At 69.1% G+C, this 14,850-nt stretch carries 14 protein-coding genes; 9 read left to right on the plus strand and 5 right to left on the minus strand.

Annotated features, from left to right (window positions below):
- From RCH07_RS13820 to RCH07_RS13830, 3 genes are read left to right on the plus strand one after another with little or no spacing between them, the layout of a single operon-like run.
- Entirely contained in the window at positions 1–996 is a 996-nt protein-coding gene (locus tag RCH07_RS13820) for a S66 peptidase family protein (protein ID WP_326968054.1), read from the plus strand.
- Entirely contained in the window at positions 996–2,189 is a 1,194-nt protein-coding gene (locus RCH07_RS13825) for a serine hydrolase domain-containing protein (RefSeq protein ID WP_326968055.1), read from the plus strand. Before RCH07_RS13820 ends, RCH07_RS13825 begins: the two co-directional genes overlap by 1 nt.
- Positions 2,190–2,198: 9 nt before the next feature.
- The gene (locus tag RCH07_RS13830; protein ID WP_326968056.1) at positions 2,199–3,128 is read left to right on the plus strand and encodes a serine hydrolase; all 930 of its coding nucleotides are present in this window, start codon (positions 2,199–2,201) and stop codon (positions 3,126–3,128) included.
- On the opposite strand, the gene RCH07_RS13835 is transcribed toward RCH07_RS13830, so the two are convergent.
- On the minus strand, positions 3,112–4,389 hold the full coding sequence (locus RCH07_RS13835; RefSeq protein WP_326968057.1) for a mandelate racemase/muconate lactonizing enzyme family protein: 1,278 nt from the start codon (positions 4,387–4,389) through the stop codon (positions 3,112–3,114). The two genes, RCH07_RS13830 and RCH07_RS13835, sit on opposite strands and share 17 nt — an antisense overlap.
- Before the next feature lie 26 nt (positions 4,390–4,415).
- Positions 4,416–6,161: a bifunctional phosphoribosylaminoimidazolecarboxamide formyltransferase/IMP cyclohydrolase gene (gene purH / locus RCH07_RS13840; RefSeq protein ID WP_326968058.1), complete on the minus strand. Its 1,746-nt coding sequence runs from the start codon at positions 6,159–6,161 to the stop codon at positions 4,416–4,418.
- 195 nt (positions 6,162–6,356) lie between these two features.
- On the opposite strand from purH, the gene RCH07_RS13845 reads away from it, so the two are divergent.
- Positions 6,357–7,709, plus strand: a complete 1,353-nt coding sequence (locus RCH07_RS13845) for an MFS transporter (RefSeq protein WP_326968059.1) — start codon at positions 6,357–6,359, stop codon at positions 7,707–7,709.
- 96 nt (positions 7,710–7,805) lie between these two features.
- Here the strand turns inward: RCH07_RS13845 and purN are convergent, their stop codons facing one another.
- Positions 7,806–8,384: a phosphoribosylglycinamide formyltransferase gene (purN, locus tag RCH07_RS13850; RefSeq protein WP_326968060.1), complete on the minus strand. Its 579-nt coding sequence runs from the start codon at positions 8,382–8,384 to the stop codon at positions 7,806–7,808.
- Positions 8,385–8,423: 39 nt separating this feature from the next.
- Between purN and RCH07_RS13855 the strand changes: the two genes are divergently transcribed.
- A complete protein-coding gene (locus RCH07_RS13855) occupies positions 8,424–8,864 on the plus strand; it encodes a hypothetical protein (RefSeq protein WP_326968061.1) in 441 nt (146 codons plus the stop codon).
- Positions 8,865–8,911: 47 nt separating this feature from the next.
- Here RCH07_RS13855 and RCH07_RS13860 read toward each other — a convergent pair whose 3' ends face one another.
- Positions 8,912–10,228, minus strand: a complete 1,317-nt coding sequence (locus tag RCH07_RS13860; RefSeq protein ID WP_326968062.1) for a cell division protein PerM — start codon at positions 10,226–10,228, stop codon at positions 8,912–8,914.
- Between the two features lie 187 nt (positions 10,229–10,415).
- Here RCH07_RS13860 and RCH07_RS13865 point away from each other — a divergent pair, with 187 nt between their 5' ends.
- The 4 genes from RCH07_RS13865 to RCH07_RS13880 all read left to right on the plus strand — a co-directional run bounded on the left by RCH07_RS13865 (position 10,416) and on the right by RCH07_RS13880 (position 14,472).
- Positions 10,416–10,877: a DUF4383 domain-containing protein gene (locus RCH07_RS13865; protein ID WP_326968063.1), complete on the plus strand. Its 462-nt coding sequence runs from the start codon at positions 10,416–10,418 to the stop codon at positions 10,875–10,877.
- Positions 10,878–11,630: 753 nt separating this feature from the next.
- Positions 11,631–12,494, plus strand: a complete 864-nt coding sequence (locus RCH07_RS13870) for an HNH endonuclease (protein ID WP_326968064.1) — start codon at positions 11,631–11,633, stop codon at positions 12,492–12,494.
- A 293-nt stretch (positions 12,495–12,787) separates the two neighbouring features.
- Positions 12,788–14,224, plus strand: a complete 1,437-nt coding sequence (locus tag RCH07_RS13875) for a flotillin family protein (RefSeq protein ID WP_326968065.1) — start codon at positions 12,788–12,790, stop codon at positions 14,222–14,224.
- Entirely contained in the window at positions 14,224–14,472 is a 249-nt protein-coding gene (locus RCH07_RS13880) for a hypothetical protein (RefSeq protein WP_326968072.1), read from the plus strand. Before RCH07_RS13875 ends, RCH07_RS13880 begins: the two co-directional genes overlap by 1 nt.
- Here RCH07_RS13880 and RCH07_RS13885 read toward each other — a convergent pair.
- The gene (locus tag RCH07_RS13885) at positions 14,469–14,648 is read right to left on the minus strand and encodes a hypothetical protein (protein WP_326968066.1); all 180 of its coding nucleotides are present in this window, start codon (positions 14,646–14,648) and stop codon (positions 14,469–14,471) included. The genes RCH07_RS13880 and RCH07_RS13885 overlap by 4 nt on opposite strands.
- Between the last annotated feature and the right edge of the window lie 202 nt (positions 14,649–14,850).

Consider the following 14,850-nt stretch of genomic DNA (forward strand, 5'->3'; position numbering starts at 1 on the left):
ATGTCCCGCCTAGCACCGGCCCCGCTGGACATGTCCAGCTCAGCGCTGGCCCCACTCAAACCAGGGGACCGGGTGGGCCTTGTGGCGAGCTCCGGCCCGCCCGTGCCCGAACTGCTGGGCCGGTCCATCGCGCTGCTCGAATCCTGGGGGCTCGTTCCGGTGCCGGGGGAAAACCTCCGGGCCACGCATCCGCGCGCCGTATACCTCGCCGGCGAGGACGCCCGGCGCGCCGCCGACCTGCAGAACGCCTGGTGCGATCCCACGCTCGCCGCGGTGTTCGTCGTCCGCGGCGGCTACGGCGCCGTGCGCCTGCTGGACCTGCTCGACGTCGACAAGCTGCGCGCCGCCGCACCGAAGCCGTTGTTCGGCTCCTCGGACGTCACCGGGATCCACGAATTCTGGGCCGAACGGCTGGACATGTCCACCTGGTTCACGCCGATGCTCGCCACCAGCGCGCTTCTGGATGACCCGGCCGCGACCGCCAGCCTGCGGCGGGCGGTCTTTGAACCGTTCTCCGGCCGCAGCTACACGGCGGCCTTGGCCGAGACCCTCGTCCCGGGAACCGCGCACGGCATCCTGACCGGCGGGAACCTGAGCCTGCTGGCGATGACCCTGGCTGCCCGGGGCCGGCCGCCGCTGTCCAACGCCGGCCGGATCGGCCTGCTCGAGGACGTCACCGAGGCACCCTACAAGATTGACGGGATGCTCCATTCCCTCCTGCGGTCCGGCTGGTTCGACGGACTGGCCGGGCTGGCCCTGGGTTCCTGGCAGGACTGCGGCGAGCCTTCCAAGGTCAAGGAACTCTGCGTGGAGCTGCTGGCACCGCTGGGAATCCCGCTGGTCTGGGAGCTCGGCTTCGGCCACGGACCGGCGGCCCACAGCATCCCGCTCGGCGTGCCGGCCACCCTGAACGCGCCGTCCGGCGGCGGTCCGTGTAACGGCGGTCCCGGTCACAGCGGTCCCGGTCTCGGCCAGCCCAGCCTGGTGCTCGACTGATGGGCACCACCCTGGACCAGCTCGACGCCGAGCTCACGCGCCTGCTCGGGTCCGCGGTGGAGTCCGGAATCACGCCGTCGGCGGTCTGTGCCGTCGCGGTGGACGGCGAGCGCCTGCCGGTCATCACGGTTGGCGACGCGGTGCGGTTCGGCGCTGGCGGCGTCGAACTTCCTGCCGGGCAGCGCACCCCGGCCGACGCCGGCACGTTCTACGATCTGGCCTCCGTCACCAAGACCGTCACCGCGGTCACGGCCCTCGCCCTGGTCGACGGCGGCGTGCTGCAGCTCGATGAACCAGTGGCGGATTTACTGCCGGGCTGGGCGCCCGACGCCGGAGGTGAGGCCGGCGGCAACGTCGTCACCAACGACGGCGGCGGCGACGGCAACGCCGTCACCAAGGCCGGCGGTAAGGAAACCGTCACGCTCCGGCACTTGCTCACCCATACCTCGGGCCTGCCCGCCGTCTGGCCGGGCTGGCGCGTGCCCCTGGCTGCCGGCCTGCCGTTTGACCGGGAGGCCCTGCTCGCGGACCTCCTGTCCACCGAGCTGGCCCACGCCCCGGCCACCCGCTTCGAATACTCCTGCACTGGCTTCAACACCATCATGGCCCTGGCCGAGCACGCCACCGGACAGTCCTGGCCAGAACTCGTCAGGGCGCATGTCCTCGCCAGGCTGGCCGGTGAATCAGGCCTGACATTTTTCCCTGGCGCGGCCCGCTGCGCCGCCACCGAGCACCAGCCCGAACACGGCCGCGGAATGGTCCGCGGCACCGTGCACGACGAAGCAGCCTGGTCCCTCGGCGGCGCCGCCGGCAACGCGGGACTGTTCGGCACCGCCCCGGCACTGCTGGACTTCGGCGAATCCCTGCGGGCAGGGCTGCCCGGCATCCTTTCGCCCGGGCTGGCCGAGGCCATGTGGACGGACCAGCTCCCGGCCGTGCTGGGTGATTCACTGCCCGGCTCCGGTGCAGAATACGGCCACGGTCTGGGCCTGCGGATCGGCCAGTCGGCCTGGATGGGATCCTCCGACGCCCGGGGGCACAACGGCTTCACCGGAACCTCGCTGCTGGTGGACCGCGGGGCCGGCATCAGCATCGCCCTGCTGAGCAACCGCGTCCACCCCCGCCGAGAATCCTCCGACGTCGGCGGTCTCCGCCTGGCCGTCTCCCGGACCGTCTACGCAGCCCTCAGCTAGGAGCCCGCCGTGCCCGTCATCTCCGATTACAGCGACGGCGTCCCCGTCATCGCCTATTGCCTCACCGCGATGGACGGCACGGTGCTGGCGCAACGGGCCGCGGACGTGCCGTTCTATTCCGCGAGCACCATCAAACTCGGGGTCCTGGTGGCGGTGATCCGGGCGGTGGAGCGCGGCGCACTGGACCTTGAGCAGCCCGTCACCGCGGCGCATACCTTCGCCTCCGGCGTCGGCGGCGGGGAAACTTTCACCTTTGACCCCGACGAGCGCGACGCCGGCATGCCCGCCCCCGGATCCGCGATGCCGCTGCACGCGGTGCTGCGCCGCATGATCACGGTGTCCTCCAACGAGGCCACCAATCTGGCCGTGCAGCTGGTCGGACTGCCGGCCGTCAATGCGGCCCTCGCAGCCTGCGGAACGTCCTCGGCCCGGATGGACCGGCTGATCGGCGACATCCCGGCACTCCGGGCCGGACGGTCCCACCAGGTCACGGCCCGGGACCTGACCGCCATGGTCCTCGCGATCGTGAACGGCGCCGTGGCCGGCCCGGAGCTGACTGCCCTGATGATCGAGTGGCTGGTGGCGCAGGAATTCGGCGACCTCGGCGCCGAACTGGACGCCGCGGGAGCCGACGTGGTGTGGGGCAGTAAATCGGGCTGGGTCACCGGCATCCACCACGACGTCGCCTTCGTCGCCCCCCGCGCCGGCAGCCCGCGCGGAGGCCGGCTCAGTGAAGGCCGGCTCAGTGATGGCCGGCTCGGCGGCGGCCGGTTCGGTGCGGGGTATGTCCTGGCGGTCTGCACCCGCGGCTACGCGGAGCAGGACGCGTTGCCGGGGATCCAGTCAATTTCGCGGCTGGTCTGGGAGTTGCACGGTGTGAATGCTGCGGCCGGGAACTCCGCGGCCCCGGGGCCCGCGGACCTCAGCTCAGCCCGCTGATCCCCAAACCCGGCGCCGTGGCCAGCCTGATGGTCCGCCCCTCATAGGACGCACCCCCGGCCACCGGGGACGCGGCGAGCCAAAGCCCGCCGTCGAGATCCTGCGCCGTGGACCGGCCCGTGGACTGGTCCGTCAGCGAGGGAATCAGCGCGGCCAGCGAGGCAGCCGCAGCGATCCCCACCGGGCTTTCCAGCATGCAGCCGATCACCACGCCCAGGCCCTCGGCCCGGGAGCGCCCCAGCAGCCGGCGGGCGTGGAACAGCCCGCCGGTTTTGGCCAGTTTGATGTTCACCATGGCCGCGGCCCGGTGTGCCAGCAGCCGGTCCAGGTCAGCCAGGGTCCACACGCTTTCGTCGGCCATGATGGGGGTGTCGACGGCGGCGCTGACCGCGGCCAGGCCCGCCCAGTCACCGGCCGGCACCGGCTGTTCCGCGAGTTCGATGCCCAGCCCGGCGTCCTCGAGTGTCCGGATCAGCCGGATGGCCGTGCCGGCGTCGAACGCCTGGTTCGCGTCGACGCGGAGCACCATATCCGGTCCTGCGGCCTCCCGGACCGCCCGGATTGAGGCGAGCACGTCCATCTGCCCGTCCAATTTCACCTTGAGGCAACGGAAGCCGGCGGCCGCGTGCGCGGCGGCCTTGGCGGCAAGTTCCGCCGGCGGTGCCACCGAGAGCGTCATGTCGGTTTCGACGGTCATGGGGATGCCGGCAGCACCGCGGACGATCCCGCGGGCTCCGTCGCCGGGTGCCTGCACGGCGGTGCCCGTCCCGGCAAGGTATGCCGCCAGCGTCAGCCCACGCTGCTGGGCGGCCAGATCATGCAGGGCACAGTCCACCGCCATCCGCGCTGCCGCAGGCTCACTGCTTTGCTCCAGCCTGGCCAGGACACCGTCGAGTTCCCCCGGAAGGCCCCCCGACGGCAGGCCCCCCGGGGTCGCGATCCCCGCCGTCGTGCTCCCCGCCGTCGTGCTCCCCGCCGTCGTGATGCCCGCCGTCGTGATGCCGGCCCTCCTCGAGCTCCTGCCCAGCACCAGGGCAGCCAGCGGCCCCTCGATACTGGCCACCGCCTGCTCCGTGCTGAGCCGGGTGACCCGGCTGATCGGCGCCTCACCCCAACCGCTCCGGCCCTCCGAATCGATGGCCTCCACGAGCACCGTTTCCAGTTCGGTGGCGCTGCGGACTGCAGTGGTGAAGTGCCCCACCAGCGGAACGCGCACGCGGTGGACCCGCAACCCTGTCAGTGCCGCCGCCGGCGTCGTCATCTGGCTCCCCAATGCCTACGCTCGGCCTAGTGGAAGAAGTGGCGGGCGCCGGTGAAGTACATCGTGATGCCCGCGGCGTTGGCCGCGGCGATGACTTCCTCGTCCCGGACCGAGCCGCCCGGCTGCACCACGGCGCGGACCCCGGCGTCGATCAGGATCTGCAGCCCGTCGGCGAACGGGAAAAACGCGTCCGACGCCGCCACGGCACCGCGGGCGCGCTCCGGTGCGTCGCGCCCGGGAGCCCCGCCCGCATCGGCGCCGGAAGCACCGGAAGCACCGGAAGCACCGCCGGGGGCATCGCCCCCAACAGCGCTGCCGGACGTCACGGTGACGCCCAGCGTGTTGGCGCGTTCGACGGCGAGCTTGCAGGAGTCGAGCCGGTTGACCTGGCCCATGCCGATGCCGACGGCGGCACCGTCGGCGGCCAGCAGGATGGCGTTGGACTTCGCGGCCCGGCACGCGGTCCAGGCGAAGGCGAGGTCTGCCAGGGTGGCTGCGTCGGTGGCTGCACCCGCGGCGAGGGTCCAGTTGGCGGGGTTGTCGCCCTCGGCGTCCACCTTGTCCGATTCCTGCACCAGCACACCGCCGGAGACCTGGCGAATCTCGGACGGGTAGCGGCCGTAGCCCTCGGGCAGGGCCAGCAGGCGGATGCTCTTCTTCTTCGACAGGATCTCCACCGCCTCGTCCTCGAAGCCCGGGGCGATGACTACCTCGGTGAAGATGTCCGCGACGGTCCGGGCCATCCCGGCGGTGACCGTGCGGTTGGCCGCGATCACGCCGCCGAATGCGGAGACCGGATCGCACGCGTGGGCCTTCGCATGGGCGTCGGCGATCGGGTCCGCGGCCGAGGCGGAGCCCACGGCCACGCCGCAGGGGTTGGCGTGTTTGATGATCGCGACGGCCGGCCCGGCGAAGTCGAAGGCGGCGCGGAGGGCGGCGTCGGCGTCGACGAAGTTGTTGTAGCTCATGGCCTTGCCGTGCAGCTGGTCGGCCTGGGCGATGCCGGCCGGGGCGGCCTTGTCCACGTAGAGGGCGGCCTGCTGGTGCGGGTTTTCGCCGTAGCGGAGCACCTCGGAGCGTTCCAGGGCCAGGCCGGCGTAGGCGGGCCAGTCGATGACGCCGTCGCCGTCCTCGTCGAGGAACTGGCCCGCGGTCCAGGTGGCCACGGCGTTGTCGTAGCTGGCGGTGTGCGCGAAAGCCCTGGCGGCGAGCCTGCGCCGGGTTTTAAGGTCAAACCCGCCGGCCGCGGCGGCAGCAACGACGTCGTGATAGGAGGACGGGTCCACCACAATGGCGACGGCGGCGTGGTTTTTCGCGGCCGAGCGCACCATCGCGGGGCCGCCGATGTCGATCTGCTCGACGACGTCGTCCTGCGCGGCGCCGGACCTGACCGTCTCCACGAAGGGGTAGAGGTTCACGACGACGAGGTCGAACGGCTCGATGTCCATGTCCGTCAGGGTCTGCATGTGGGCCGGGACGCGCCGGTCGGCGAGGATGCCGCCGTGGACGCGCGGGTGGAGGGTCTTGACGCGGCCGTCCAGCATCTCCGGGGAGCCGGTGACGTCTTCGACTTCCTGCACCGGGATGCCTGCCGCGGCGATCTTCTTGGCGGTGGAACCGGTGGAGATGATCGTGACGCCGGCGTTGTGCAGACCCCTCGCGAGCTCCTCCAGACCGGTCTTGTCATAGACCGAAATCAGGGCCCGGCGGATGGGGACGCGGTCGATTAGTACACGGTCGATGGACACACCGTCAGGCTGCGTAAAGCTCACAAAAGTCTCCGTCTTATATCGCGGCGTGGCCGCGGGTGGTGGGGATGGGGCCAGTTTATCGCGTCACGGCGCCGGGCCTTCCAGCGCGCCGGAGTGTGAAGCGGAGCGCGCCGGCGGGTGAAGCGGAGCGCGCCGGAGTGTGAAGCGGAGCGCGCGGGCAGGCTGCGCCACGTAGAGTTTTCCCAGGAGGCGAAAATGAACACGTACACCACTGTGCCCAGCGGCGAACAGGTGGTCCAGGAACTGCCCTGGCGCTGGAGGGTGCAGGGCAGGATCTTCCTGATCGGCGGCCTGGGCTTTATGTTCGACGCCTGGGACGTGACGCTCAACGGCATCCTCATTCCGCTGCTGTCCAGGCACTGGTCCCTGACCCCGGGCGAGGCCGCGTGGATCGGCGCCTCGAACCTGATCGGCATGGCCCTCGGCGCCTTCATCTGGGGCACCATCGCTGACACGATCGGGCGCAAGAAGGCCTTCACCGCGACCCTGCTGATATTCTCCGTCTTCACCGTCCTGGGCGCCTTCTCCCCTGATTTCCTCTGGTTCTGCGCCTTCCGGTTTATGGCCGGCTTCGGCCTGGGCGGCTGCATCCCGGTGGACTATGCGCTGGTGGGCGAGTTCACGCCCCGCAAGCAGCGCGGCAGGGTCCTCACCGCGATGGACGGCTGGTGGCCCATCGGCGCGGCATTGTGCGGCTTCGTCTCCGCAGGACTCATCGCCCTCTACGGGGACTGGCGCCTGACCATGCTGGTGATGGTGCTCCCCGCACTGTTAGTGTTCTGGGTCCGCCGCAGCGTTCCCGAATCCCCGCTGTTCCTGATCCGCAAGGGCCGCCGTGAGGAAGCCGCCCGGGTGATCGATGACCTGGTCCAGGCCACCGGCGCCGAACCACGGGTCTACAGCCTGCCCCAGCCGCAGGACGCGCCCCGGCTCTCCGCCGGCAGCGCCTGGACCCAACTGCGCGCCCTGTGGCAGTTCAGCTGGAAGATCACGACGGCGGCCTGGTCCCTCTTCTTCAGCATCCTGCTGGTCTACTACCTGTCCCTGACCTGGATGCCGCGGATCCTGATCGGCGCGGGTTTCGAGGAGTACAAGGCGTTCCTCACCACCGCCTCGATGGCCGCCGTCGGGCTCCTCGGTGTGGTGGTGGCCGCGCTGCTGGTGGAGCGGGTGGGCCGGAAATGGATCCTGGCTGTCACCGGCCCGCTGTCCGCGCTGACCCTGGTGGTCGTGGCGATCGTGGTGGATATCCCCACCGCGGCCGTGTTCTGGCTGCTGGCCTTCGGCTTCGTGGTGCAGGTGGCCATCCCCGTGCTCTACGCCTACGTCTCCGAGCTCTACCCGACCGAGCTGCGCGGCTCGGGGTTCGGCTGGGCGTCGACGTTTTCCCGGCTCGGTGCCGGCTTCGGACCGCTCATCTTTGCCGCAATCCTGTGGCCCGCTCTGGGGCTGGCCACCTCGTTCGCCCTCGCCGGCGGCCTGGTGCTGCTCTCAGTGCTGTGGATGGTGTTCTTCTCCCCCGAAACCAAGCAGCGCCGCCTCGAGTAGCGCGCTGCGCCTCTCCCCCTCGGATGCGCTATCACTTATGGTGCTTCTGAGCCTCCGGGAAGCACCATAAGTGATAGCTCAACGGGGTGTTTCGGGCTACTCGGGTGTGTGCTGCCCGGCGGCGAGCGAAGCCAGCGTGGCCACCAGCAGCCGGCGCTCCACCACCTTGATGCGTTCGTGCAGCGATTCCTCGTTCTCACCGGCCCCGATTGACACGGCCTCCTGCGCGATGATGGGGCCCGTGTCCACTCCAGCGTCGGCCCAGTGCACCGTGCAGCCGGTGACCTTCACGCCGTAGGACAGGGCGTCGCGCACCCCGTGGGCGCCGGGGAAGGCCGGCAGCAGCGCCGGGTGCGTGTTGAGGTATTTGCCGCCAAAGGCCGCGATGAAGTCTGCGCTGACGATCCGCATGAACCCGGAAGAAACCACCACGTCGGGCCGGTACGCGGCCACGGCCTCGGTCAGTGCGGTGTTCCACGCCGCCCGGTCCGGGTAGGCCTTGAAGTCCGCCACGAAGGTTGGGATTCCGGCGGCTGCGGACCGCTCCACCCCATACGTCCCCGGCCGGTCCGCGCCAACGGCGGCGATCTCGACGTCGAGCCTGCCCTCCCTCACGGCGTCGATGACGGCTTGGAGGTTGGAACCGGTACCGGAGACGAGGACGACGATGCGCATGGTCCCAGCTTATGGGGCCGCTCGCGTAGGCTGGAAAACATGAATCCACCGAACGACGCCGGCGGCAGCCCGGGCGGCCAGCCGCAAGCCCAGCACCCGCTCAGCGACGCGGCCAAGGCCTCGCAGGCCAAGACCCACACGCTGTTCCGCAGCTTCATCGTGGCGGTGCTGGGATCGTTCTTCGTCTACCAGCTGGACCTGAACTACCTGTGGCTGAGTGCGCTCCTGACAGTGATCGCCCTTGTGCTGGGCGTCATGGTGCTGGTCCGGTTCGCCAAACTCAAGGAATCAAAATTCGTGCTGTTCGGGACGATTTCCGGGCTGGTGGTCGTGGCCGTGCAGGTGCTGCTGCTCTTCACCTCGGCACTGTTTTTCAACCAGGTCCGGGATTACCAGGAGTGCAGCCGCCAGTCCCTTACCCAGCAGGCCGCCGCTAAATGCCAGACCCAGCTGGAAAAGTCCCTGCCGCAATTCCGCTAAACGCGCAGGTCCGCTAATCGCGCAGGTCCGCCAGGCACCGTGCCGCGTCACGGGGACGCCGGCTCCAGGTCCGCCTCGCGCAGTTTCTGCCGGCGTTCCAGCCAGGGTCCGGCCGTGTAACCGATCACGACGCCGATCCCCACCTCGGCGGCGACGAACAGTGCCGTCCGGAGCGGGTCCGGGCCGATGTCCGTGAGCCGTCCGATGCCGGCGGAGCCGCGGGCGAGCCAGGCCAGCCCGGCGGCCAGCAGCCCGGCGACGGCACCGACCATAGCGCCCAGGGCGAGGGTGGAGACCGTGGCGGTGAACCAGCGGGCCCGGACCTTGATCGAGAGCCATTCGTCGAAGTGGTTTTCGCCTTCGCGCAGGAACCACCAGCCGGCCAGAGTACCCGCGAGCACCGGCACCACCAGTGCCGCGAAACCGTACTCCAGCGAGCCCGCCGGCACAGCCGCGAACACCGGAATGGACGGCAGCGGCCCGACGGCGGTCCCCAGCGCCCCGGCCTGCGAGCCAACGCCCAGGGCGAAGCCCGAACCGGAGGTCCAGGCCAGCGCGAACACCGCGAGGTTGGGCAGAAAGCCCAGCTGCACGATGGTGAGCACGGCGCCTCCCGCCGCTCCGGCGTCGAGCGCTTCATAGACGGCGATGATCAGGTTCCAGTGCACGAAAAGGGTGGCGGCGAGCAGCAGTGCGGACATCGCCAGGCTCGCCATCAGCGCCACGAAGCCGGCCTTGACCGCGGAGCCGAGGTAGGACCCGGCCCAGCGCGAGTGCTGGCTGGCGCGCGCGAGCCAGGCGACGGCGTCGACGCCGATGAGCCGACTCCAGGACCCTGCCTCGCGGCGGGCGCCGATCACCATGCCGAGCGCGAAGGGCACCAGCGGGATGAGGGCGGCGGACCAGAGGCCGATGCCGACGTCGTCTGTGCGGCAGATGAAGCCCGTGGCCAGGCCGAAGCCGGCGTAAACGAGCCAGGAGCCGAGCAGCGCCTGCCAGAGCTGGTCCGTGTAGGACGCGCGGGCCAGCCGGCGGCCGGCGCGCCATGCGAGCAGGAACGGGATGAGGCTCAGGCCGAGCGGAATCAACGAGAGTGTGCCCGGCTCCGGCTGGGACGCGGAGCCGGCGACGGCGGTGTCCAACAGCAGCGGAACGCCGTGGATCAGCAGCCAGGCCTGGCCGGCGAGGCGGGCGAGGACGTCGGCGCCGCTGTTCCGGAAGCCGGCCGTGGCCCATACCGCGATGATCGGGGCGGCCACAATCAGGGCGGAGATGACGGCGGCCTGCGCGGATTCGAGGGCCCCCTGCAGCCACAAGGGCATCGGAAGTCCACGGTCTCCGGTCTGATCAGCGCGCAGTTTCATCGTGTTCCATGGTGCCACGCACGGCGGTTCCTGCCCGTTCCGACAGGCTCAACCAGGGGATTTCGCCGGCATCCCGCCCTTTTCCGGGACTATCAGTCCGGAATTCACGGCCGCTCCCCGCCGGAGCTTTTTTCGGACGTCCGCCGTAAAATGGGAGTGTCCGCAATCAGTGGTTGGAGGCAAAAAAATGACTACCGCATCTCCACATGCACATGGCATTCACTTCGGACGAACAGATGTTCAGAATGTCGGCATGGGTGTAGGTATCGTCCTTGTAGTCGTGGGCATCCTGGGGTTCATCCCGGGCATCACGACGCAATACAGCTCGTTGGCGTTCGTCGGACCTGGTTCCACAGCCCTGTTCCTGGGCCTGTTCCAGGTGTCGATGTTGCTGAACATCGTTCAGCTCGCCATTGGAGCCGCAGGCTGGACCATGTCCCGGAACGCTATGGGTGCCCGGAATTTCCTCATGGGCTTCGGCCTGCTGTACATCGTCCTTAGCGTCTATGGGCTCATCGTCGGTGTGGGGTCGGCGGCCAATTTCCTGTCGCTGAACACCATGGACAACTGGACCTTTATGGTGCTGGGCGTAGCAATGGTTGGCGCCGGCTGGCTGATGTCGAGGCATTTGGCTGACGACGCAAAATAACCCGGTAAGTAACCACCGGGACAAAGGGAGCCGCGAATGAGTAACGTTTCATAGCAATCAGAAAATTCGTACTACCTGCTGGTGCAGTCGCCTCGCGGAAACGCAGCGGCTGCACCAGCTTTCTTTGTGTTCTAGGCCGTTGGGGTGGCGCCGGGGTGCCTGGGTGCCTGCTGGCGCCTTGCCGGGTGCGGCGCGTGGCGGCTCGGGTGGCGCCTCGTGGGCGCGGCGCATGGCGGCTCGTGGACCCTCGGCCAGCGGCATTTCGTGACCTCCCTGGCGTCCGAGCGGCCAATATCCCGCCCATTCGCCACAGATGGCCGCCATGAACCCCGCATAGCGGCCATCTCCGGCGAATCGCAGTCCGAAACCGTCGTCCCTGAGGCCGATGCGCCTGGTTCGACATAGACCCCGTCTATTTGCCACAAATGGCCGCCACGAACCCCGGCATAGCGGCCATCTCCGGCGAATCGCAGTCCGAGTCGCAGCCAAGCACTCCGCGGCCGGCTCAACGCCGGTCTGGGCGGACTTACAACGGCGTGAGACCTGGGCCGACGGCGGTCGTCGTCGTCCGACGGGGAACGTCATCGGCCGACCGGGGATGACAGCGGGACACGGTGTTTCGGAGGTCGCGATGCCCTGCTACTCCTGAATCTGCCGCCCATTCGCCACAAATGGCCGCCAAGCACCCCCGCCAAGCGGCCATTCGCGTCCAATCGCGGGTACCGGTGGCAGCCGCCCTGCGACAATGAGCCCATGACCGCCATCATCCTGGGCTGGAACCCGGACCGCTGGAACGAATGGAACTACCCTGCCGTCGTCGGGCAGGTGGCCGAGGCCGGACGCCATGTGGAGCCGTGGAGCGTGGGCCTTCACCGCACCATCCCCGCCGGCGCGGATGCCTGGCTGCTGCTGCAGGGGGCCCGCGGCCGGGGTCTGATCGGGCACGGCGTCGTGGTGTCGGAGCGCCCGGCGCCCGGCCCGCAATCTGGCGAGCCGGGAAAGATCGCGCTGTACGTTCAGGTGGCCTTCGACGCCGTCCTCCCTCTCGGCGAGCAGATCGCCGTCGACGTTCTCACGGGGGCTGTGCCAGCCGTCCCTTGGGGCAGAGTTGGCGGCACCGGGCTGGCCGTCGAACCCGCCGAAGAGGCGAACATCCGCGCCCTGTGGGGTCGTTTCGGGCCTCCTCCAGGCCCCGACCCCACGCAGCCCGTTCCCGGCACCTACCCGGAAGACGCCGTCACCCGGGTCGACGCCAACCGGTACGAGCGGAGCCCGGAAGCCCGGCGGGCCTGCATCGCGCACCACGGCACCAGCTGCGCCGCCTGCGGGTTCTCTTTCGAGGTCAGCTATGGCGGAATCGGAAGGGACTTCACTCACATCCACCACCTCGTGCCCGTCTCCCGGCTCGGCAGCGGCTACGAGTTGGATCCCATCACGGACCTGGTGCCGCTCTGCGCCAACTGCCACGCCATGGCCCACCAGGGCGTGGACACACCCCGGACAGTCGCCGAACTGCGGCGGACTATTGCCGGGGCCGGATTCCTGGCCGGAACTACGGTGTCCCCCGGTGAACTTGAAGCCGAACGGATGGCCCGGCGGATGCTGGACCAGCACTAGCGCCGCCCCAGCCATTGCCCCCGGAGGGCCCGGCGCCCCGGAGGGCCCGGCGCCCCCGGCGGGCCCGGCGCCCCGGAGGGCCCGGCGCCCCGGAGGGCCCGGCGCCCCCGGCGGGCCCGGCGCCCCCGCATCGGCGAATCGCTGGACTTACCGGCGGGGAGCACACCAGACTGTCTACAACAGCTGGCTTCGCGGCCCCGTGCTCCCGCATTCGAGTCCAGCCGGGTTCTATCTGCGGCACCGTCTGGGGCCTTGCCGCAACGCCTTTTCCAACATCGTGAAAGGACCTGGTTATGCCGGACTTGTCAGCATTCTTCCCGCTTTTTGCCACGCTCATTGGGGCGGCAATCGTCGTCGGCGTCCTGTGGCTGGCCACCAAGCTGATGTGGAAAGTCGCTGAGCCCAATGAGGCCCTCATCATTTCCGGCCTGACGCGGGGCACACTGAACACCCGGGAAGGCATGGACTTCAAGATCGTCACCGGCAAGGGCGCCCTCGTGTTTCCCGGGCTGCAGACCGTCAGGACCCTCTCCCTGACCCTCAATGAAACCGAACTCAAAGTCTCTTGCGTGACGTCGCAGGGCATCCAGGTAATTGTGGAAGGTGTGGTCATCTACAAGATCGGGGACGCTCCGCCGTTCATCGCCAACGCCGCGCGGCGTTTCCTCGGCCAGCAGCCGAAAATGGAAAGCCAGGTCTACAACGTTTTCGAGGGGCATCTGCGCTCGATCATCGGCAGCATGACCATGGAGGAGATCATCCGCGAGCGCGACAAGCTCGGTTCACAGGTCCGCAGCGCCAGCGGGGTTGAAATGGAAAAGCTCGGCCTGGTGGTCGATTCCCTCCAGATCAAGGACCTGCAGGACCCCACCGGCTACATCGAGAACATCGCCAAACCACATATCGCCCAGGTCAAAATGGAAGCACGGATCGCCGAGGCCACCAGGAACCGTGAGGCCGCGGAAAAGGAAGCGGAAGCGGAGGCGCTGATTGCGGACGCCCAGAGCATCTCAGCGATCCGGCAATCCGTGGCCCAGGCAAACGCCGAACGGGCCAAGGCAGAAGCCGCCCAGGCGGGGCCCCTCGCCGACGCGACAGCCCGCCAGCAGGTGGTGGTCCAGGAAACTGAAGTGGCCAAGCTCGAGGCGGACCGTGAGGAACAGAAACTGCAGACCAGCGTCCGGAAGCCGGCGGATGCCAAAGCCTACGCCAAGCGCACCGACGCCGAAGGCCAGAAGGCCGCCGACATCAGCGCAGCCGAAGCGCTGGCCCGGCGCACCGAACTCGAAGCACAGGTCAACGCCCGGCGGACGGAGCTGCAGGCCCAGGCCAACGCCACGGCGGCGGCGGCCGCGGCCGGAGCCACCCGGGTGACCGGCGAAGCAGAGGCGGCGGCCACGAAGGCCCGCGGTGATGCGGCTGCCTCCGCCATCAAGGCAAAGGCCCTGGCCGAGGCGGACGGCATCAAGGCACGCGCCGAAGCCCTGGGAACCAATCAGGATGCCGTCATTTCCCAGCAGTTGGCGGAAAACATGCCGGCCATCATCGCAGCAGCAGCGGAACCGTTCGCCCACGTTGGACAGCTGACGGTCCTCAACGGCGGCGAGGGCATCAACCGGATGGTCGGCGGGATCCTGGCGCAGGTGGGCGACTACCTTCCGGCCCTCAGATCCGCTCTCAGGAACGGCCGGGAGGATTCCAAGCGTCCCCCGAAAGCTCCGGATGCATGATGCACAGGGACGTTGACCGGAGTCTCACCGGCAGGATCGGACGGGTTACCGGACGTATCGGGCCGGGCACCATCGGCGAAGTCATGATGCCTTTCCGTGGCGGAACCAGCGCGTTCCACGCCCACCCGTTCGACAAGACCAGTGTCTTCGCCGTGGGCGAGGAGGTCCTGGTCATCTACTACGAGCCGCCGCAAACCCTCTACGTTGATGAACTGCCGGATGTCCTGAGGAAAGACACCCACGGTTAGAAGCGCCACATCGAGTACGGCACGCTCGGCAGGTTGCCCGCCATCCAGGGCCGTTCCGTGGGCTCCCGCGGATTCCGGCCGCGGCCGTCGCGCCGAACCAGTACCACCGTGCCGATGCTTCCCAGCATCACGACGACGGCCAGGAGAACCAGTACGACGACGATAGATCCGGACATTTCCCGAACACCCCCTGGCTCCAATTTTACGGCGGATTGACTGGCCCGCACCCTGTGGTGCGTGCACCCATTTGCCGGACTTGGCCGCTTCGCGGCGTGCTTTTGCGGCCATCTCTGGCGAATCGACGGCCGCGCACAGGAGCATCAGGGCTCGCGTGCTCTGCGTGCGCCCATTTGCCGGACTTGGCCGCGTCGCAGGGTG

This window comes from Arthrobacter sp. CG_A4 (genome assembly GCF_035985125.1).
Taxonomy (GTDB): domain Bacteria; phylum Actinomycetota; class Actinomycetes; order Actinomycetales; family Micrococcaceae; genus Arthrobacter.